The sequence below is a fragment of the Mycobacterium sp. NS-7484 genome (assembly GCF_001953975.1).
GTDB lineage: Bacteria > Actinomycetota > Actinomycetes > Mycobacteriales > Mycobacteriaceae > Mycobacterium.
This window is the reverse complement of record NZ_MBEJ01000062.1, coordinates 66,242-84,769: the sequence shown is the minus strand read 5'-3', so window position 1 is coordinate 84,769 and position 18,528 is coordinate 66,242. Positions and strand designations below refer to the sequence as shown.

The following is an 18,528-nucleotide window of genomic DNA, read 5'->3' as shown; positions in this document are numbered from 1 at the left end:
TTACGCGGGTGCGGCCTGGCGACCGCGAACCAGCCGGCCGGGCCGCGCGTCCGTCGGAACCCCGTTCTCGGCGATGATCTCGCCGGAGACGACGGTGGCGACATAGCCGTCCGCGGTCTGATCCAGGCGACGACCACCACCCGGCAGGTCGTAGGCCACGACGGGCCGGTGCAACCGTAGCCCGGCGTGGTCGATGACGTTGAGATCGGCCTTGTAACCCACCGCGATTCGACCTCGATCGGCCAGCCCGGCGACCCGGGCCGGGACCGACGTCAGCTCCCGCACCACGTCCTCGACGCTGAACGTCCCGGTGGCGCGGTCGCGTACCCAGTGGGTCAACAGGTAAGTGGGAAAGCTGGCGTCGCAGATCATCCCGTAGTGCGCGCCGCCGTCGCCGAGACCCAACACCACGTCGTCGCGCCGCAGCAACTCGGCCACGGTGTCGAGCGAGTTGTCCCGGAAGTTGGCCAGGGTGACCAGCAGCATGGCGTGTCCGTCGTCGTCGAGGACGCGGTCGTAGGCCTCCTCGAGCGGGTCGACGCCACGGGCACGGGCTCGCGCGCCGATGGAGTTCGACGGATCGGGCTCGTAGTCGGGCACCTCACCGAGCGGATACATGTAGTCCCATGCCTGCACCGCGAACATCAGCGGGTGACCGTCGCTGGCTGCGGAGTCGTTCAGAATGCGTTGCCGGACTTCGGGTTTACGCATCTCGGCGACCCGTTCGGCCAGCGGCAGATGGGCGATCTCGCGGTAGCTCGGGTAGAGCACGAACGGGTTGCCCGACAATTCAAGCCCGAGCACCAGGCCGATGGGCCGCGGGAAGATCTGGGCAGTGATCTGCCCGCCGTTCGAGTTCGCCTTCTCCACCATGCGCAGCGCGTCCTCGAAGAAGGCCGGCCCGGCATTGCCGATCGCCAGCGTGAACGTCACCGGCAACCCGACGTCGGCGGCCACGTCGAACACGGTCTGCAGGGCCGGTTCATAGTCACCCGCCACCAGATCGGGCACGAACTGGATCAGGCCGCCGCCGGCGTCGTCGACCCCGCGGGCGATCGCCTCGATTTCGGCATAGCCGGCGTCGTAACTGGGGATGGGGCGCCCACTTTCGGTCTTGTGGATCGTCAGCCGCGACGAGGCGAAGCCCAGTGCGCCACATTCGACCGCCTCGGCGGCGAGCTTGCGCATCAGCGCCAGGTCCTCGGTGGTCGCGGGCTCTCGGTCGATGCCGCGCCGGCCCATCACGTACACCCGCAACGGCGAGTGCGGCAGGAATGCCGCCACATCGATATCGAGCCGGCGAGACCCCAGGGCATCGAGGAACTCGGGGAACGTCTCCCAGGTCCACGGCAGGCCGTCGACCATCACCACCCCGGGGATGTCCTCGACGCCGGCCATCACATCCACCAACACGTCGTGGTCGTCGGTGCGGCACGGCGCGAAACCCACCCCGCAATTGCCCATCACCGCGGTGGTGACCCCGTGCGCCGAGGACGGGTTGAGCCGGTCCGACCAGATCGCCTGGCCGTCGTAGTGGGTGTGCAGGTCCACGAACCCGGGGGTGACCAACAGGCCGGTGGCGTCGATCTCGCGTTCGGCAGGCTCGGGCGCGGACCCCACTGCCACGATGACACCGTCGCGCACCGCGACATCCCCGGCGTACGGTTTCCCGCCCAGGCCGTCGACGATGGTGCCGCCGCGGATGCACAGGTCATAGCTCATCTAACAAACCTACGACGACTACCTGTGTATGCCCATGGGGTTGGCCGAAATTGGTGGGGTTGTCGGTGGCGCATGCCAGGATCTCGGCTGTGATCGATCACTTCGGCATCAACTGCATCGACTTCGCCAAGGCGGCCGAGTTCTACGACACCGTGCTCGGTGTCCTCGGCTACACCCGGCAGCTGGATCATGGCGTGGCCATCGGCTACGGCACCGACGGACACCCGGCGTTCTGGATCGCCGACGCCAGTGCCGGTGAGGTCGGCGGGCCCAACCGCGAGATCCACGTCGCCTTCCAGGCCAACGGGGCCGACGCCGTCACCGCGTTCTACGATGCCGCGCTGAAACTGGGAGCCGAGTCGTTGCATGCACCGCGGCTGTGGCCCGAGTACCACCCGGGCTACTTCGGCGCCTTTGTCCGCGACCCCGACGGCAACAACGTCGAGGCGGTCTTCCACGGCGCCGCGGCGTCATAGCGGCGCACAGAGTTACAGCGGTTCCAGCTCCGAGATCAGCCAATCGCCGTCGACCCGGCTGAGGCTGACCCGGTAGGCCAGGGCGTCCTTGGTCGAGGGGCCGCCGCCGGCCGGCTGTGCGGTCTGGTCGACGAACACCACCACCTTGGCCTCGTCGTCCGACAGTGACTCCACGCCGGTGTTGCGCACCGTGGCGCTCTGGGTGACATTGTCGGGTTTCTCGCGGATGCGCTTTCGGTACTCGTCGACAGCCGCGCCGGTCAGCACCTTGCTGACCGCGTCGGTGTCGCCCCGACTCGTGGTGGGCGTGAAGCTCAAGACCTTGACGACATTGGTGGTGACGAAATCGGTGACTTGTTCGCGGGCATGGTCATCGTCGGCGATCGGAGCCGGCGCCGGTTGACCTTTGACCGACAGCTGCCAGAAGCCCAGCCCGGCGACCACGACGATCCCCACGATGAGCGTGAGGACCAGAATCAGCCAGCCGCGCGTGCGTGTTCCCATCAGTTGACGAACTCCAGCTTCGAGGCCTTGTAGCTACCGTCGACGTGCTGCACGGTGACCCTGGTGCGTTGCAGCGAAACGACGCCGACCGGGTTGCTCGTGACCGTGACCTTGGTGTCGACCGCGACCAGGACGACCGCCTCGTCGGAGAACACCGATTCGACGCCCGCGCCGGTGACCGTTCCCTCGGTGTGCACGCCCAGCTCGCGCGCCTTGCGTTTGATCTCGGGCGCCTGGTTCTGCAGGTCGGCGCGAAACTTGTCCGTGGCCCCGTCCATGATCATCGCGAGATCGGTGTCGACGGTGTCCGCGCTGACGGTCACGGTGTGCAACGCGAACGTCTCGGCCGCCTCGACGTAGGGCTGCCACGAGGGCGTGCTGCGCGGCACGGGCGTGGAGCGGATGAACTGGCTGATCGTGAACACCAGGGTGCAGACCAGTAGGACCGCCAGCGCGGCGGGCACCACAACCCTTGCCGGGCCGGGTTTCTGGGGTCGATGCGGTTGCGGGATCGGGCTGGGCCCCGACCAGCCGGGCGACAGGTGCGGCGCGCTGATCACCGGGAGACTCGGCGCCGAGAACGTCGGGGCCGCGATGATCCGGGGTGGCTCGGCCGACACCGACGGCGTCGGCGTGGGCGGCGCGGACGGGGCGCGCTGAGGTACCGGGATGACGGGCTGCGGCGACGCCGGCGCCGCGCCGAGCGCTTTGGCGAAATCCGCGCACCGCTCGTAGCGTGCGCCGCGATCCTTGGCCATGCCCTTGCGGATCACGTCGTCGAGATGGACCAACTCGGGGCGCTCGGTCCGCAGGCTCGGGGGAAGCTCGTTGAGCTGCTTGCTGATCACCACCGCGGGATTGGAATGGTGGAACGGAGAATGGCCGGCGAGAAGCTGAAAGGCGCTGGCCGCCAACGCATACTGATCGGCGCGGCCGTCCATCGGTTGTCCCAGCAGCTGTTCGGGAGCGGAGTAGGCCATCGACCCCACGGCCATGTTGGTGGCGGTGATCCCGCTTATGTCGTCGATACGGCGGGCAACGCCGAAGTCGGCCAACAGAATTCGTCTTCGAGCCGTCTGCGGGCCGGTCAGCAGGATGTTGGCGGGCTTGACGTCACGGTGAAGCAGGTTGCGCTCGTGGGCGTAGTCGAGTGCCTCGGCGATGGCGGTGACGATCTCGACCGCTTCGGTCAGCGGCATCCCGCCGGGATGCTGGTCGCGCACATAACGCGCGGCGTCGGTGCCGTCGACGTAATCCATCGCGATCCACAGCTGCCCCTCGTGCTCACCCCGATCGTGCAGACCGACGATGTGGGGATGCCAGAGTGTGGCGGCAATGTCGGCTTCCCGGTTGAACCGGTCACGGTACTGGGCATCGTTGGTCAGCGAGGCCGGCATGATCTTGAGCGCGTCCTGGCGGGGGAGTCGCGGATGCTGGGCCAGATACACCTCACCCATGCCGCCGGAGCCGAGCAGACGTTGAATCGTGTACCCGGCGAACACGTCACCGGTATTCAACGGCATGCCCGTGATGGTAGTCGGGACGGCCGCCGCCCGGTTCGCGAGTAGCGTCGGGATCATGACTGCTGCCGATTCCGACGCCGTCCGGGAACTGCTGCGCGACGCATTCACCCGGCTGATCGAACATGTCGACGATCTCACCGACGGGCTCACCGAGGACGTCTCGCGGTACCGCCCGACCCCCCAGGCCAACAGCATCGCGTGGTTGATCTGGCACAGCGCGCGGGTCCAGGACCTGCAGTTGTGTGACATCGCGGGGGTAGAGCAGGTGTGGACCCGCGATGGCTGGAAAGACCGATTCGCGCTCGACCTACCGGCCAACGACATCGGGTACGGACACAGCGCCGAGGACGTCGCGAAGGTGCACGCCCCGGCGGACCTGCTGGCCGGGTACTACCGGGCGGTCCACAAAGACACCCTGGCCTACATCGCCGGCGTGACCGCCGACGAACTCGGCCGCATCGTCGACACCAACTGGGACCCGCCGGTGACGGCGAGTGCGCGCCTGGTCAGCATCATCGACGATTGCGCCCAGCACCTCGGTCAGGCGGCATATCTGCGCGGCATCATCCCTTGATCGCCCGATGGTGGCCGCCCATCGGCGTGGCCGCCGTGGTGCTGCTCGGATGGGCGGTCCGGCGCGGGCCGGTGCCGGTCGACATCTGGTTCCAACGGCTCGGCGGTGAGATGGGCGCGTATGGAGATGCCTTCCTGCTGTTCACCACGCCGTTGTTGGTGACGGCTGCGTTGATCATCGGCATCGTCGTCGCGGTGCGGCAACACCGGAACGGGTTGGCGCTCGCCATGGCGGTCAGTCCACCGGTGGCGATCGGCATTGTGCGGATCTCTAAACCACTCTTCGGCCGCGAGAAGGGCGGCGCCCTGGCCTACCCCAGCGGCCACACCACCTTTCTCGTGGTGGTGATCGGCCTGCTCGTGGTGGTGGCGGGGGTGACGTTCTGGGCGGTGTTGATCGGGCTCTGCGTCAGCCTGTTGGGCATATTCGGGCAGGCCGTCACCTATCACTACTTCACCGATGCCCTCGGTGCGGCGTTGCTGGGCACAGCGGTGGTGTGTGTGGCCGCGATGTTCGATCGCTTCGGGCGGGCCGATCGGGATGTGGGCATGTCACCTGAACTTCGCTGAGCGATGAACGCCTCGACGCGCGGCGTTTTCTTTTCGGCGACGATCACCGAGCGGTCGGTCGTTGCCGCCGCGCGTCCCTCGTCGGTGTCATTTTCCGGTGCGGCCTAACGGTCAAGTACCCCTTGATGGTTCAGACCTAGGCGATTCTCAGTGTTGCACCGGACAAGACTTTCGGTTGTCGAAATCTGCCTCGGCAACCTTCGCCGGCCGTAGCGAGCTGCGGAAATAGCGACTTTTGCTGGTTTGCGCCACTGCAATTTGCGCCCACGATAATTGCGTATGCAAATACCGGTCGAAAACGAGCTGAGAAAAAGCTGAGATCTTGATGAGTAGCGGGTAATTTTCTGCACGTGCCGAGTCATCGGCCAGCCCAAACATCAAGTCATCGAGGGGATTTCATCTATGAGCAGTCGCGTTTCCAGTGGTCTGACGGCATGCGTAGCCATCGCCGGCGCCACCGTCATCGCCGCCACCCCGGTGGTAGCTTCACCGCCGACGCCGACGCGTGTGGTGGAAGCGTCGGTTGCGCTCACGGGGGTGAGCGACTTCATTGGCAAGAAGCCGGACGCACTGCTCATCATGGCGGCGGAACGACTCGCCCAACAGCCCCAGCAGGTACCGTTCATCCCCGCGATCGCGGCGGCAGCCATCGTTGCCGGTGACAACGACCGGCTGTACACAGTCGCACGGTCGATCATCGATGCCCCGCTGTACGTCGCGGATCCGCTCATCTACGCAGCGGCCGCGATCTTGCCGGAATCTCAGGGCGGCAACCCGGAGGAACCGGCGAACTCGGCCATCTGGACCGAATTCCGCGATGGAACGCTGTATGGCTTGAGGCAAGATCTTCACGGAGTCGTTGCCGATGCGCTGGGGGTGAGCGCGGATCAAGACGCCAACTACGCCTACGACCTGTCGAACAAGTTGATCGAATCCGGCATCCGACTCGCCAGCTTGCCTGTCCTCCAGGCCTCGAGCCTGATCACCCTTGCTCAGGCAGTGGAGGGCGGTAACAACGTCGAGATCTACAAGGTGGTCCGCGATTACATCGACGGCCCGCAGTGGGCGATCGATCCGGCCATCGACGGGATTGCCGAAGCGCTCCCTACGTCGCTCGGTGGCGGTACTAACCACAATCCCAAGGATCCGAACGGTGATGGCACCCTCATGCAGTTCCGCAACAAGGAAATGCTCGGTGTGCGAAACGCGGTACGGGTTGCGGCCGCGAACGTTCTCGGAGTCGACGTGAAGCCCGACGGCAACCTGCCTGACCCTGCCGCCAAGCAGTCGCAGCAGGCCACCCTGCAGGCCGACGCGCCCGAGACCGGCAAGCGCGACGTGTCGAACCTCAAGCCGCACGTCACCAACCTGAACGCCAAGATCAAGAAGTCGGTCGATGACGCCAAAGACCGGGCCGAGAAGCGTCGGGAGACGGTCAAGACAAACGTGGAAAACGCGGTGAACAAGGCCAAGACTGCGGCGTCGAACCTGACCAAGAAGGTCACGTCGAAGAAGGAATCGGGGACCTCGAAGGACGAGTCGAAGGGCTCCGAGGACTGAGCTTGGGGTGGAGGCTGACAGCGGGCGGTGACCGAGAGGTAGCCGCCCGCTGTCGGCATTGCGCTTTACCCGGAATTAGCCATCGCCGAGCGTGCACACAGATCGCAAATTCGGCCATCTGGGCGATCTGAATGCACGCTCGGCGCATCCCGCGCCGAGCCGCACTTGACAGGTGTCAACCCCGGTGCGACGTGGGTCACAAATGGTGATTAACATAGGCACCATGACAGCGACGCCAGATGTAGATCTGACCGGAGAGTTCTCGGGTTCCGGCACCATTCACAACCCCGCGACCGGCGCCGTCGCAGGCCAGGTGACCTGGACCGATGCCGCCGACGTGCCGCGTATCGCGGCCGGTCTGCGGGAGGCCCAGAAAGAATGGGAAGCCCGTGGCGCCAAAGGCCGCGCGAAGGTCCTCGCCCGGTACGCGGTATGGCTCGGCGAGCACCGTGAGGAGATCGAAAAGCTCCTGATCGCCGAGACCGGCAAGTCAGCGATGGACGCCGCCCAAGAGGTGCCGTTGCTGATCATGATCCTCTCCTACTACATCAAGGTTGTGGAGAAGGCGATGGCGCCGGATTCCCGCCCGGCCCCGCTGGCCTTCCTGTCGATCAAGAAGATCGCTGTGCACTACCGGCCGCGTCCCGTCGTCGGGATCATCGCGCCGTGGAACTATCCGGTAGCCAACGCGATGATGGACGCCATCGGTGCGTTGGCGGCCGGCTGCGCGGTGTTGCTCAAGCCGTCCGAGCGCACTCCGCTGACCGCCGAAGTGCTGCTGCGCGGCTGGCTGGATTCCGGTGCGCCCGAGGTGTTCGCGCTGGCTCAAGGTGCCCGCGAGGTGTCGGAGGCCGTCATCGACAACTCCGATTACATCCAGTTCACCGGCTCGTCGGCGACCGGCGCCAAGGTGATGGAGCGCGCCGCGCGCCGCCTGACCCCGGTGAGCCTGGAGCTCGGCGGCAAGGATCCGATGATCGTGCTCGAGGATGCCGACGTCGAGCTCGCCGCCAACGCCGCGGTGTGGGGCGCGATGTTCAACGCCGGGCAGACGTGTGTGTCCGTCGAGCGGGTGTACGCCCTCGAGTCGGTCTACGACCAGTTCGTCGCCGCCGCCGTCAAAGCCGTGGAGAATCTCAAGATGGGCACCGGCGAGGGCTACCACTTCGGCGCCCAGATCGACGAGAGCCAGGTCGCCATCACCGAACGCCACGTCAACGAGGCCGTCGCCGCCGGCGCCAAGGCGCTGACCGGTGGCAAGCGGCCCGAAGGTGGCGGGAGCTTCTTCGAGCCGACCGTGCTCGTCGACGTCGATCACTCGATGGCCTGCATGACCGAAGAGACCTTCGGCCCGACGCTGCCGATCATGAAGGTGTCCTCGGTCCAGGAGGCAGTGCGCCTGGCCAACGACAGCCCCTACGGGCTGAGCGCCTCGGTGTTCTCCAAGGACGTCGAGCGGGCGAAAAAGGTGGCGCTGCAGCTTGATTGCGGTGCCGTCAACGTCAACGACGTGATCTCCAACCTGATGTGCACCACCGCCCCGATGGGTGGCTGGAAGACCTCGGGCATCGGTGCCCGCTTCGGTGGCGTCGACGGGGTGCGCAAGTTCTGCCGGCAGGAGACCGTCGTGGTGCCGCGCACCAGCGTGGGTGCCGGCGGCACGTACTACAACAACTCAGAGAAGGCGCTGGGCCGGATGAACAAGATGATGACCAAGCTGGCACTGGCCCGTCCGCGCCGCACCGCGAAGTAGCCCAGCCTCTATGTTGGTGATGTATCGTTAAGGCATACATCACCAACATAGGGGGTTGTCGTGGCGGTGACCCAGATCGATCTCGACGACGACGCTCTGGTCGAGGTTATGCGTATCGCCGGGGTGCGCACCAAGAAGGATGCCGTGAACCTCGCGATGCGCGATTACGTCGACCGATTCCGCCGTATCGAGTCCCTGGCGCGCTCACGCGAGCAGTCGAGCGGCTGGGACTACGAGGGTTGGGTGTCCGCGCGGACGGATGAGAAGTCCGTCGGGACGTGATCTCGTTCCTGGCGGATTCCTCGGCGATATGGCGCTTCCAACGGCAACCGGAACTCACCGAAGTTTGGGATCCTGTACTCGTCAGCGGGGCCATTGGTTCATGCGAACCGCAGCGGGCGGAGTTTCGTAGATCGGCGCGGAACGCTGACGAGCTCGACGAAATGAATCTGATGTTTCGCGACGTGTATCCCGACGTACCTGTACCGAAAGCTGTTTGGCGCTGGATCGATTCGGCTCAACACCGGCTCGCGGCCGCCGGCGCGGTGCGCGCACTGTCGGTCGTTGATCTGTTGGTCTGCGCTACCGCTGCTGCCAAGGGGTTGGTGGTCCTGCACGACGACGCCGATTTCGAGCTTGCCCAGCGTTACCTCGCCGACGTAAACGCGCGCCGCGTCGTCGACCCGTAGCGGGCCCGGCAACCTGGCGTTCACCAAAACATCACTCCGGATTCCGGAAGCACGGATACCGTCGGCCGGTGACCCTCGACATCACCGGCTACGCGGTCCGTGACGACGACGATGACGACCCCGTGCTGCTGCTCGAACCCGGCGGTGAGGTGGTCGACACCTGGCGGGAGAACTACCCGTACGACGACCGGATGTCGCGCCACGAGTACGACGAACAGAAGCGGCTGCTGCAGATCGAACTGCTCAAGCTGCAGAAGTGGAGCCAGGCCAACGGCCTGCGACACGTCATCGTGTTCGAGGGACGTGATGCCGCCGGCAAAGGCGGCACCATCAAGCGGTTCATGGAGCATCTCAACCCCCGCGGCGCGCGGGTCGTTGCACTGGAGAAGCCGACCGAGAAAGAGCGCACCCAGTGGTACTTCCAGCGCTACGTACAGCACCTCCCCGCCGCCGGTGAGATCGTGCTGTTCGACCGGTCCTGGTACAACCGCGCCGGGGTGGAACGGGTGATGGGCTATTGCACTCCCAAGCAACATGCCGAATTCATCCGCCAGGCTCCGTTGTTCGAGCAGATGCTGGTCAACGACGGCATCAGCCTGACCAAGCTGTGGTTCTCCGTCACGCAGTCCGAGCAGCGCACCCGCTTCACCATCCGCCAGGTCGATCCCGTGCGGCAGTGGAAACTTTCGCCCACCGACCTGGCGTCGCTGGACAAATGGGACGACTACACCTTGGCCAAAGAAGAGATGTTCGCCTGGACCGATACCGAAATCGCGCCCTGGACCGTGGTGAAGAGCAACGACAAGAAACGCGCCCGTATCAACGCCATGCGTTACGTGCTCGGTAAGTTCGACTACGACAACAAGGATTTTGATGTGGTCGGCCACGCCGATCCGCTGATCGTGGGGCGAGCCTTGTCGGACTGACCCGTCCGACCTGGATTAGGAGGACGGCGTGCGCTTCATCATGACGCTGTTCCTGTGGGTGGTGACGACGGTCCTGCTGGCTGCGGCGGTGCCCTCGGTGTGGCTGCAGAAGAACATCATCGACCAGGATGGCTATTCGGCCTTCGCTGCGGACGCAGCCACCGACCCGCAACTGCAACGCGCGGTGGCCGGTGAACTGACCACCCAGGTGCAGACCCTGGCGGCACAGAGCGGCTCCGGGGTTGACGCGCGGCGGATCGGCGCCGTCGCCAGCGCCTACACCGCCGGCTCGGACTTTCCCCGTCAATTCGCGCTGGCCAACCAGGTCGCACACACGTGGATGTTCACCGACCGGTTGTCTCGCAACGAGAACGGCAACTGGGTCGTCGACCTGGCTCCGATGCTCTCGGATCCCTCGTTTCATGACACCCTGAACGGCTTCGGCATCGAAGTGCCGCAGACCCTTACGGTTCCGATCGCATCCGCTGCGCCGGAGAGCTTGCGGCCAGGAATCCTGCGTCCGTTGGCCGTATGGGGCCCGTGGATCAGTGTCGGCGCAACCGTGCTAACCGGAGTCTTCGCCTTGCTCACCCTGGCGGCCGCCCGCGCTCGCGGTAAAACCCTTGCTGCCCTGGGTATCTCCGCGCTGTTGGTGGGAGCGGGCGGCTGGGCCGGGTTGGAGGTCGGCCGACGCTACCTCAACCAGGCGCTCAACCACACCAGCGGCGGTATCCGTCAGATCGCCGACGCGATGGTGGGCCACGCGATCGACAGCCTGCATCAATGGCTCAACCTCACCTTGGCCGCCGGTGGCGGGCTGGTGGTGTTCGGCATCATCGTGGCGCTGCTCGGTGGGCTACGGCGGCGGGACTGATCGGCCACACCAACGGGCCTACGAACGCCGCTTTCGACGCCAGGGTTGTCGTTCCCGCCCCATGGCAACCCTGGTGTCGAAAACGGCGACGCCGAAAGCCCTAGGAACCGAGCACCTGCCAGAGGAACTCGTACGTCAGCGCTGACTTGAAAGCGGCCTGCTTGTTGTCGGCCGCACCCCCGTGTCCGCCTTCGATGTTCTCGTAGTACAGCACCCGGTGCCCGGCCGCCTCGAGTGCCGCCGTCATCTTCCTGGCGTGTCCGGGATGTACGCGGTCATCGCGGGTCGAGGTGGTGATCAGGATCGGCGGATAGGTCGCTGAGGCCGAAATGTTCTGGTATGGCGAATATTTCGACATGAACTCCCAGTCCGCCGGATCGTCGGGATTGCCATATTCGGCCACCCACGACGCACCCGCCAGCAGCAGGTGGAAACGCTTCATGTCCAGCAGCGGAACACTGCACACCAACGCCCCGAACAACTCCGGATAGTGGGTGAGCATGACGCCCATCAACAAGCCGCCGTTGCTGCCGCCGGACGCGCCGAGCTGCTCGACCGTGGTGATCCCGCGGCGCACCAGATCCGCGGCGATCGCGGCGAAATCCTCGTACACCAGATGACGGTTTTCCCGCATCGCCTGCTTGTGCCAGTCCGGCCCGTATTCACCGCCGCCGCGGATGTTGGCCTGTACGTAAGTGCCGCCGCGGGCCAGCCAACCACGGCCGATCCCGCCGATATAGCCCGGTGTCAACGAATTCTGGAATCCGCCATAGCCGTACAGATACGTGGGGCTCGGCTCGTCGCGGCGACCCACCACGAAATAGGGGATCTGAGTGCCGTCGGAGGAGGTGGCGAAGAACTGCTCCACCTCGATGCCGTCGGCGTCGAAGAACGCCGGCGCCGACTTCACCTCGGTCAACGATCCGCCTGCGGTGCCGTACAGCAATCGTGACGGGGTGGTGAATCCGCTTGAGTTGTAGAACACCTCGTCGCCGAAGGGATCGATGTCGACGACGATGGTGTCGGCGGCCGGCGGTATGTCCGGCGCATCGTGGCGTTCCCACGTCCCGGGTGTGACCACCTCGACGTGGCTGGCGACATCGCGCAGCGTGATCAGGATCAGCTTTTCGCGGGTCCACTGCGCGGCGGACAGGCAGCTGTGCGCGTCGGGCTCGTAGATCATCGCGAGATCGGCTGTGCCGGCGAGGAATTCGTCGAAATTCGCACCGAGCAGCGCGCCGGCGGGGTAGGTGACGTCCCCGACCTGCCAATCGGTCCGCAGCGAAATCAGCAGCCACTCGCGGTGCAGCGACAGTGACGAGTCGGTCGGCACCTCGATCTCGATCAACTCGCCGTCGCGCAACTCGTACCGGATGCGGTGGTAGAAGTCGGTGTAGCGGCCCAACCGGGTGTGCTCGAAACCGGGCGTCCGGTCAACGGAGGCGATCACCCGCACATCGGTCGGCTCGGCCTCGTACACGGTTTCGGCCTCGGCCAACGGCTGCCCGCGACGCCAGCGCTTGGCGATCCGCGGATAGCCGGATTCGGTCATCGAGCCCTCGCCGAAGTCGGTGCACACCAGCAGGGTGTCCTCGTCCTCCCAGGACACCGACGACTTGGCCTCGGCCAGCTCGAACCCTCCGTCGACGAATTCTCTTGTCCGCATGTCGAACTCGCGGACAACGGTGGCGTCGGCCCCACCGCGCGACAGGCTGATCATCGCCAGCGTGTGGTCGGGCTCGATCACCTCCGGCCCGGCCCACACCCAGTTCTCGTCCTCGGCGCGGGCCAACTCGTCCACATCGAGGATCACGTCCCAGTCCGGGTTGTCGGTGCGGTAGCTCTCCAGCGTGGTGCGCCGCCACAGGCCGCGGGGGTTCGCCTCGTCGCGCCAGAAGTTGTACAGGTACTCACCGCGCCGGCCGGGATAGGGAATCCGCGCGTCGGTGTCGAGGATCTCCAGGATCTCCGAGCGCATCGCCTCGAATCGTTCGCCGCTCAACTCGGCGATCGTCGGCTCGTTGTGGGCACGCACCCACGCCAACGCGTCGTCGCCGGTGATGTCCTCAAGCCACAGATAGGGATCCGCTGGGTCCGTTGCCACGCGTCCATTGTGACCACGCGCGTACTGTGAGCCGAACAACACCATTGTCGAGATGAAGCGAGGTTGTGATGGGCCAGGCACCGGCACGGGCCCTCATCACCGCGGCTGCCGCCGACCTGCTGGCGCGGCTGCAGGAGCGGCACGGGGCCCTGATGTTCCACCAGTCCGGCGGCTGCTGCGACGGGTCGTCGCCGATGTGTTACCCCGACGGGGACTTCATCGTCGGCGACCGGGACATCCTGTTGGCGATCCTCGACGTCGGGACGGGCGTGCCGGTGTGGATCTCCGGGCCGCAATTCGACGCCTGGAAACACACCCAGCTGGTGATCGACGTGGTGCCCGGCCGCGGCGGCGGGTTCAGCCTGGAAGCGCCCGAAGGCATGCGGTTCCTGTCCCGCGGGCGCGCCTTCACCCACGACGAGAACCGCCTGCTCGACGAGCAGACACCGGTGACCGGTGCGCAGTACACCGCCGGCGTACGCCCACCCGACACCGGCAGCCACATCGTCGACGAGGCCGCCGACGCCTGCCCGGTACCGCAAGGACGCGCCGCGCAGATGTAGCGGGTCGGCGCGGGCCGCGGCGTTATCGTCGAAAGGTGATTCCGCTGCCCCGCGCATGGCTACTGACCGGCGCAATGTCGGTCGGCGTCGCCGTCGGGCTTCTGGCCGGGGTCGCCACGTCGTTGTTGGTGACGGTCACCGTGCGGCCCGACGTGGTGATCGCGCTCGTGCTCGGGGTGCCCGGCGTCCTCGGAATCCTGCTGGTCCTGGTTTCCGGACGACGGTGGGTCACGACGTTCGGCGCGTTCGTCCTGGCCGTCGCGCCCGGCTGGTTCGCTGCCCTGACGATCATCCAGGCGGCGTCGAATGCCTGAGAACCTCGACACCTCCACCGCGGACTTCACCCCACTGTTCGACACCGGCGAGAACGAGGTCGTCGCTGTCGAGGATCCATCGCCTGTCGGCGCGGAGGCGCCGGGCGCACCGGAACCACCGGTGTCCGACGACGCGCCGTCGGCACCGTTGGCTGCCCCGGCTCCGTCCATCGTGGTCGAAGGGTCCTACCTGTATGTCAAGTGGTGGACGTTCGTGGGTGTGCTCGCCGGGGTGTGGTTCGTCTCCGCGGCGGCCGGGGCGGGCCTGTACTACTACTGGTTCCAATCGGTGGGCAAGACCTGGCCGGTGTTCGTCGTGCTCACCTACGTCGTCGTCACCACGGTCGGGGCCCTGCTGGCGTCCACCGCCCAGCGCAGACCGGTGATATCCGCCCTGGCCATCGCGTTGATGTCGGCCCCGCTGGCGGCGATGGCGGCCGCGGCGGCCTTCTATGGTGCCTACGTGTTCGGCTGGATCGCTCGGTAGGAACATTGCGCGGCCCACTAGGGTGGGTTCGTGACCCACTTTGACGTTGTCGTTCTCGGAGCCGGGCCCGGTGGATACGTCGCGGCCATTCGTGCCGCCCAACTGGGGCTGAATACCGCAATTGTCGAACCCAAATACTGGGGCGGCGTGTGCCTCAATGTCGGGTGCATCCCGTCCAAGGCGTTGCTGCGCAATGCGGAGATCGCGCACATCTTCAACAAGGAAGCCAAGACCTTCGGCATCAGCGGGGAGGCGACCTTCGATTACGGTGCCGCCTTCGACCGCAGCCGCAAGGTGGCCGACGGCCGTGTCGCCGGCGTGCACTTCCTGATGAAGAAGAACAAGATCACCGAGGTCCACGGGTACGGCACCTTCACCGGCCCCAACGCGATGTCGGTGAAGCTCAACGAAGGCGGGACCGAGGAGCTGACCTTCGACAACGCCATCATCGCCACCGGGTCGTCGACGCGTCTGGTGCCGGGCACCTCGCTGTCGGAGAACGTCGTCACCTACGAGACCCAGATCCTCTCGCGTGAGCTGCCGGGGTCGATCGTCATCGCGGGCGCGGGCGCCATCGGCATGGAGTTCGCCTACGTGCTGAAGAACTACGGCGTCGACGTCACCATCGTCGAGTTCCTGCCGCGGGCCCTGCCTAACGAGGACGCCGAGGTCTCGAAGGAGATCGAGAAGCAGTACAAGAAGCTGGGCGTGAAGATCCTCACCGGCACCAAGGTCGAAGCAATTGCCGACGACGGTTCCAGCGTGAAGGTCACCGTAAGCAAGGACGGCAAGACCGAAGAACTGCAGGCCGACAAGGTGTTGCAGGCCATCGGGTTTGCCCCCAACGTCGAGGGCTACGGCCTCGAGGCGGCCGGTGTCGCGCTCACCGACCGCAAGGCCATCGGCATCGACGATTACATGCGTACCAACGTGCCGCACATCTATGCCATCGGCGATGTCACCGGCAAGCTGCAACTGGCCCACGTGGCCGAGGCGCAGGGCGTGGTCGCGGCCGAAACCATCGGCGGCGCAGAGACTCTGACGCTGGGCGATTACCGGATGATGCCACGCGCGACGTTCTGTCAGCCGCAGGTGGCCAGCTTCGGGCTGACCGAGGAGCAGGCCAAGGCCGAGGGATACGACGTGGTTGTCGCCAAGTTCCCGTTCACCGCCAACGGCAAGGCGCACGGTCTGGCCGATCCGACCGGGTTCGTCAAGCTGATCGCCGACAAGAAGCACCTCGAACTGATCGGCGGGCACTTGATCGGACCCGATGTCTCGGAGCTGCTGCCCGAGCTGACCCTGGCCCAGAAGTGGGACCTCACCGCCAACGAGTTGGCCCGCAACGTGCACACCCACCCGACCCTGTCGGAGGCGCTGCAGGAGTGCTTCCATGGGCTGACCGGCCACATGATCAACTTTTGAGAAACGAAATCGTTGCCGGCATAGCCGGATTGGTGGCCGGCCACATTCTGTGGCTGGCTGCCATCACATTGGCGACCGAGGGCTCCCGGGTGACCATCTGGGCGCTCTTGGTGGCCGCGCTGTCCCTGATCGGCGGTGCGGCCGGCGCGTACTTCGGCCGGCGCAAGTATCAGCAGAAAGACCACGCGTGGGCGGCATTCCTGTGGGCGCTGCCGGTGTCCCCGGTGGTGTTCTCGCTGGTGTTGCTGGGCGTCACGTATCTGTGACGAGCGATTCGCGCGCCGGTTTCTACACCTGGGCTGTTGCGGACGCCTCAGCACAACCCTGAGGTAGAAAACGGCGCCGGCCCGGCGGGGGAGCCGGCCGCTCAGTCGGGGAAGTCCAGCGGGATCCGCAGCGTGGTCATCGTGGCGGCCAGGCCATCGTATTGGCTTGCCAGCAGGCAGAATTCGATGATCTGCTGTTTGGTCAGGATGGCGGCGAGCGCGGCCCACGTTTCCGCCGAGATCGACCGGGTGACGACGAACTCGTCGGTCGCGGTGATCAACACCCGCTGGCGGTCGGTGAGCCCGTCGGCATCGGGTCCCTCGAAGATGCGGGCCTGCGTCTTTTCGTCGACGCCGCGGCTGCGGGCCAACCGCCGGTGCTGCTGCAGTTCGTATTCACAATCCCGCAGATGGCCGACCCGCAGGATGACCAACTCGGCATCCTGACGCGACAGCTTGCCCAGCGGTCCGAGTAGCAGGCCCGAATACGGCAGCCACGCCAAAAACAGCAGCTTGTGCTGGCCCAGGACGTTCATCAGGGTGAACCTCGGTGCCCGGATGGCCCTGGCGCCCAGCTTGGCGATCGCCCAGTTGACCGGGCCCAGTTCACGGAATCCGCCCGGTGCGATGCGGGCCGGCTCGAGTGCACTCACCCCGCCGAGTCTGGCACAAGATGGCAGGCTGGGAAGGCCGCACCGGTTTCCACCGCAGGGCGGTGAATTGGCCGTCACCACGACCCAGGTGTGGAAAACGGCGTGGACGGTGTGCGGGCTGTCGCGGCGACTACGGCTGGCGCACCAGATACGGCGACACCGTCGAGCGGTGCTCGTTGAGGTCCAAGGCCTTGCCGAGTGCCGGGAACGCCCGTTGCGGGCAGTTGTCCCGTTCGCACACCCGACAGCCCGATCCGATGGGGGTGGCCGCCTCACCCGAGAGGTCCAGACCTTCGGAGTACACGAGCCGATGGGCATGGCGCAGTTCGCATCCCAGCCCGATGGCGAAGGTCTTGCCCGGTTGTCCATAGCGCGAGGCGCGACGCTCCACGGTGCGGGCCACCCACATGTAGTTGCGCCCGTCGGGCATCTGGGCGATCTGCACGCCGATCTTGCCGGGGTTGCCGAAGGTCTCGTACACGTTCCACAACGGGCAGGTGCCGCCCGAGGAGGAGAAGTGAAAACCGGTGGCGGACTGGCGTTTCGACATGTTTCCGGCCCGGTCGACCCGGACGAAGGAGAACGGCACGCCACGCATCGACGGGCGTTGCAGGGTCGACAGCCGGTGCGCGATGGTCTCGTAGCTCACCGAGTAGAACGCCGACAGCCGTTCCACGTCGTAGCGGAAATTCTCGGCCACATCATGGAATTGGCGGTAGGGCAGCACGGTTGCGGCGGCGAAGTAGTTGGCCAGTCCGAGCCGGGCCAAGGTGTGGGACTCGGCGCTGGTGAACATGCCCTCGTCGACGAGTTTGTCGATGAGCTCACCGAACTCCAGGAAGGCGAGTTCGGCTGCCATCTTGAACACCTGCTGACCGGTGCCCAGGTGATTGCTCATCTCCAGGGTCTTGCTGGCCGGGTCGAAGCGGTGCAGCACGGTGTCACCCAGATCGATGCGCCGAACGATCCGCACGTTGTGCACGGTGGTCAGCCGGTTCGCCAGTTCGCCGGCCAGATCACCGCGATGCATACGGATCTTGGCGGTGAGATCCTCTGCGGCAGTGTCCAATTGGTGCAGATAGTTCTGGCGTTGGTAGAAGTAGTCGCGCACTTCTTCGTGCGGCATGGTGATCGACCCGCTGCCGCTGCCGTCGGAATACCGATCCTCGGTCGCTGCGGCCAGCTGTGTGGTGGTGAGCCGATACCGGCGGTGCAGGTTGACCAGCGCGCGGGCGAAATTGGGATATGCCGCCACCAAGTCGGCCACCTCGGTGACGTCCATCTCGACACCGAGGTCGCGGTCGAGCGTCACCTCGCGCATCTCGGCGACCAGTCGGGTGTCGTCCTGAGGGGCGAAGAACGTCGCGTCCACCCCGAACACCTCGGTGATGCGCAGGAGCACCGCAACCGTCAGTGGGCGTACGTCGTGCTCGATCTGGTTGAGATAGCTCGGGGAGATCTCCAACATCTGTGCCAGCGCGGCCTGGCTGAACCCACGCTCGCTCCGCAGTTGTCGCACCCGCGAGCCCACGAACGTTTTTGCCAC

General features: G+C 65.8%; 19 protein-coding genes and 1 pseudogene. 14 read left to right on the top strand and 6 right to left on the bottom strand.

The window, feature by feature from the left end:
• Positions 1 to 1,722 carry an amidohydrolase family protein gene (locus A5733_RS11125; RefSeq protein WP_076240142.1) on the bottom strand — a complete coding sequence of 574 codons (1,722 nt, stop codon included), beginning with the start codon at positions 1,720 to 1,722 and terminating at the stop codon, positions 1 to 3.
• An 89-nt stretch (positions 1,723 to 1,811) separates the two neighbouring features.
• Between A5733_RS11125 and A5733_RS11120 the strand changes: the two genes are divergently transcribed.
• Entirely contained in the window at positions 1,812 to 2,198 is a 387-nt protein-coding gene (locus A5733_RS11120) for a VOC family protein (RefSeq protein WP_067776211.1), read from the top strand.
• 12 nt (positions 2,199 to 2,210) lie between these two features.
• Here A5733_RS11120 and A5733_RS11115 read toward each other — a convergent pair whose 3' ends face one another.
• Both A5733_RS11115 and A5733_RS11110 read right to left on the bottom strand, forming a co-directional pair.
• Complete coding sequence (locus A5733_RS11115; protein ID WP_067776175.1) at positions 2,211 to 2,702, bottom strand: hypothetical protein; 492 nt, start codon at positions 2,700 to 2,702, stop codon at positions 2,211 to 2,213.
• On the bottom strand, positions 2,702 to 4,225 hold the full coding sequence (locus A5733_RS11110) for a serine/threonine-protein kinase (protein ID WP_067776208.1): 1,524 nt from the start codon (positions 4,223 to 4,225) through the stop codon (positions 2,702 to 2,704). The genes A5733_RS11115 and A5733_RS11110 overlap by 1 nt, the downstream gene beginning before the upstream one ends.
• 55 nt (positions 4,226 to 4,280) lie before the next feature.
• Here A5733_RS11110 and A5733_RS11105 point away from each other — a divergent pair, with 55 nt between their 5' ends.
• The 8 genes and pseudogenes from A5733_RS11105 to A5733_RS11070 all read left to right on the top strand — a co-directional run bounded on the left by A5733_RS11105 (position 4,281) and on the right by A5733_RS11070 (position 11,170).
• Complete coding sequence (locus A5733_RS11105) at positions 4,281 to 4,799, top strand: mycothiol transferase (protein ID WP_076240141.1); 519 nt, start codon at positions 4,281 to 4,283, stop codon at positions 4,797 to 4,799.
• Positions 4,796 to 5,368 (top strand): PA-phosphatase, encoded by a 573-nt coding sequence (locus tag A5733_RS11100; RefSeq protein WP_076240140.1) that lies wholly within the window; start codon positions 4,796 to 4,798, stop codon positions 5,366 to 5,368. The genes A5733_RS11105 and A5733_RS11100 overlap by 4 nt, the downstream gene beginning before the upstream one ends.
• A 402-nt stretch (positions 5,369 to 5,770) precedes the next feature.
• The gene (locus A5733_RS11095; RefSeq protein WP_076240139.1) at positions 5,771 to 6,928 is read left to right on the top strand and encodes a YtxH domain-containing protein; all 1,158 of its coding nucleotides are present in this window, start codon (positions 5,771 to 5,773) and stop codon (positions 6,926 to 6,928) included.
• A gap of 223 nt (positions 6,929 to 7,151) precedes the next feature.
• Complete coding sequence (locus tag A5733_RS11090; RefSeq protein ID WP_067776165.1) at positions 7,152 to 8,681, top strand: aldehyde dehydrogenase family protein; 1,530 nt, start codon at positions 7,152 to 7,154, stop codon at positions 8,679 to 8,681.
• A 60-nt stretch (positions 8,682 to 8,741) separates the two neighbouring features.
• A pseudogene (locus A5733_RS11085) lies at positions 8,742 to 8,894 on the top strand (type II toxin-antitoxin system VapB family antitoxin); the annotation flags it as partial.
• A 65-nt stretch (positions 8,895 to 8,959) separates the two neighbouring features.
• Positions 8,960 to 9,370, top strand: a complete 411-nt coding sequence (locus A5733_RS11080) for a PIN domain-containing protein (RefSeq protein WP_076240138.1) — start codon at positions 8,960 to 8,962, stop codon at positions 9,368 to 9,370.
• Between the two features lie 68 nt (positions 9,371 to 9,438).
• A complete protein-coding gene (ppk2, locus tag A5733_RS11075; protein WP_067776157.1) occupies positions 9,439 to 10,296 on the top strand; it encodes a polyphosphate kinase 2 in 858 nt (285 codons plus the stop codon).
• Positions 10,297 to 10,324: 28 nt separating this feature from the next.
• Positions 10,325 to 11,170, top strand: a complete 846-nt coding sequence (locus A5733_RS11070) for a hypothetical protein (protein ID WP_076240137.1) — start codon at positions 10,325 to 10,327, stop codon at positions 11,168 to 11,170.
• A 100-nt stretch (positions 11,171 to 11,270) separates the two neighbouring features.
• Here A5733_RS11070 and A5733_RS11065 read toward each other — a convergent pair whose 3' ends face one another.
• The gene (locus A5733_RS11065; protein WP_076240175.1) at positions 11,271 to 13,274 is read right to left on the bottom strand and encodes a prolyl oligopeptidase family protein; all 2,004 of its coding nucleotides are present in this window, start codon (positions 13,272 to 13,274) and stop codon (positions 11,271 to 11,273) included.
• Positions 13,275 to 13,342: 68 nt separating this feature from the next.
• On the opposite strand from A5733_RS11065, the gene A5733_RS11060 reads away from it, so the two are divergent.
• Genes A5733_RS11060 through A5733_RS11040 form a run of 5 tightly spaced genes read left to right on the top strand, consistent with a single transcriptional unit; the run spans position 13,343 to position 16,329 of the window.
• Positions 13,343 to 13,837: a DUF779 domain-containing protein gene (locus A5733_RS11060; protein WP_076240136.1), complete on the top strand. Its 495-nt coding sequence runs from the start codon at positions 13,343 to 13,345 to the stop codon at positions 13,835 to 13,837.
• A gap of 35 nt (positions 13,838 to 13,872) precedes the next feature.
• Entirely contained in the window at positions 13,873 to 14,151 is a 279-nt protein-coding gene (locus A5733_RS11055; protein WP_076240135.1) for a putative holin, read from the top strand.
• Positions 14,144 to 14,638, top strand: coding sequence for a hypothetical protein (locus A5733_RS11050; protein WP_076240134.1), 495 nt, complete (start codon positions 14,144 to 14,146; stop codon positions 14,636 to 14,638). The genes A5733_RS11055 and A5733_RS11050 overlap by 8 nt, the downstream gene beginning before the upstream one ends.
• Positions 14,639 to 14,668: 30 nt before the next feature.
• Positions 14,669 to 16,063 (top strand): dihydrolipoyl dehydrogenase, encoded by a 1,395-nt coding sequence (gene lpdA, locus A5733_RS11045; RefSeq protein ID WP_076240133.1) that lies wholly within the window; start codon positions 14,669 to 14,671, stop codon positions 16,061 to 16,063.
• Positions 16,060 to 16,329, top strand: coding sequence for a hypothetical protein (locus A5733_RS11040; RefSeq protein WP_067776139.1), 270 nt, complete (start codon positions 16,060 to 16,062; stop codon positions 16,327 to 16,329). Before lpdA ends, A5733_RS11040 begins: the two co-directional genes overlap by 4 nt.
• Positions 16,330 to 16,430: 101 nt before the next feature.
• On the opposite strand, the gene A5733_RS11035 is transcribed toward A5733_RS11040, so the two are convergent.
• Together A5733_RS11035 and ramB are read right to left on the bottom strand one after the other, a co-directional pair.
• On the bottom strand, positions 16,431 to 16,982 hold the full coding sequence (locus tag A5733_RS11035; protein WP_076240132.1) for a carboxymuconolactone decarboxylase family protein: 552 nt from the start codon (positions 16,980 to 16,982) through the stop codon (positions 16,431 to 16,433).
• A 130-nt stretch (positions 16,983 to 17,112) separates the two neighbouring features.
• The gene (gene ramB / locus A5733_RS11030) at positions 17,113 to 18,528 is read right to left on the bottom strand and encodes an acetate metabolism transcriptional regulator RamB (RefSeq protein WP_076240131.1); all 1,416 of its coding nucleotides are present in this window, start codon (positions 18,526 to 18,528) and stop codon (positions 17,113 to 17,115) included.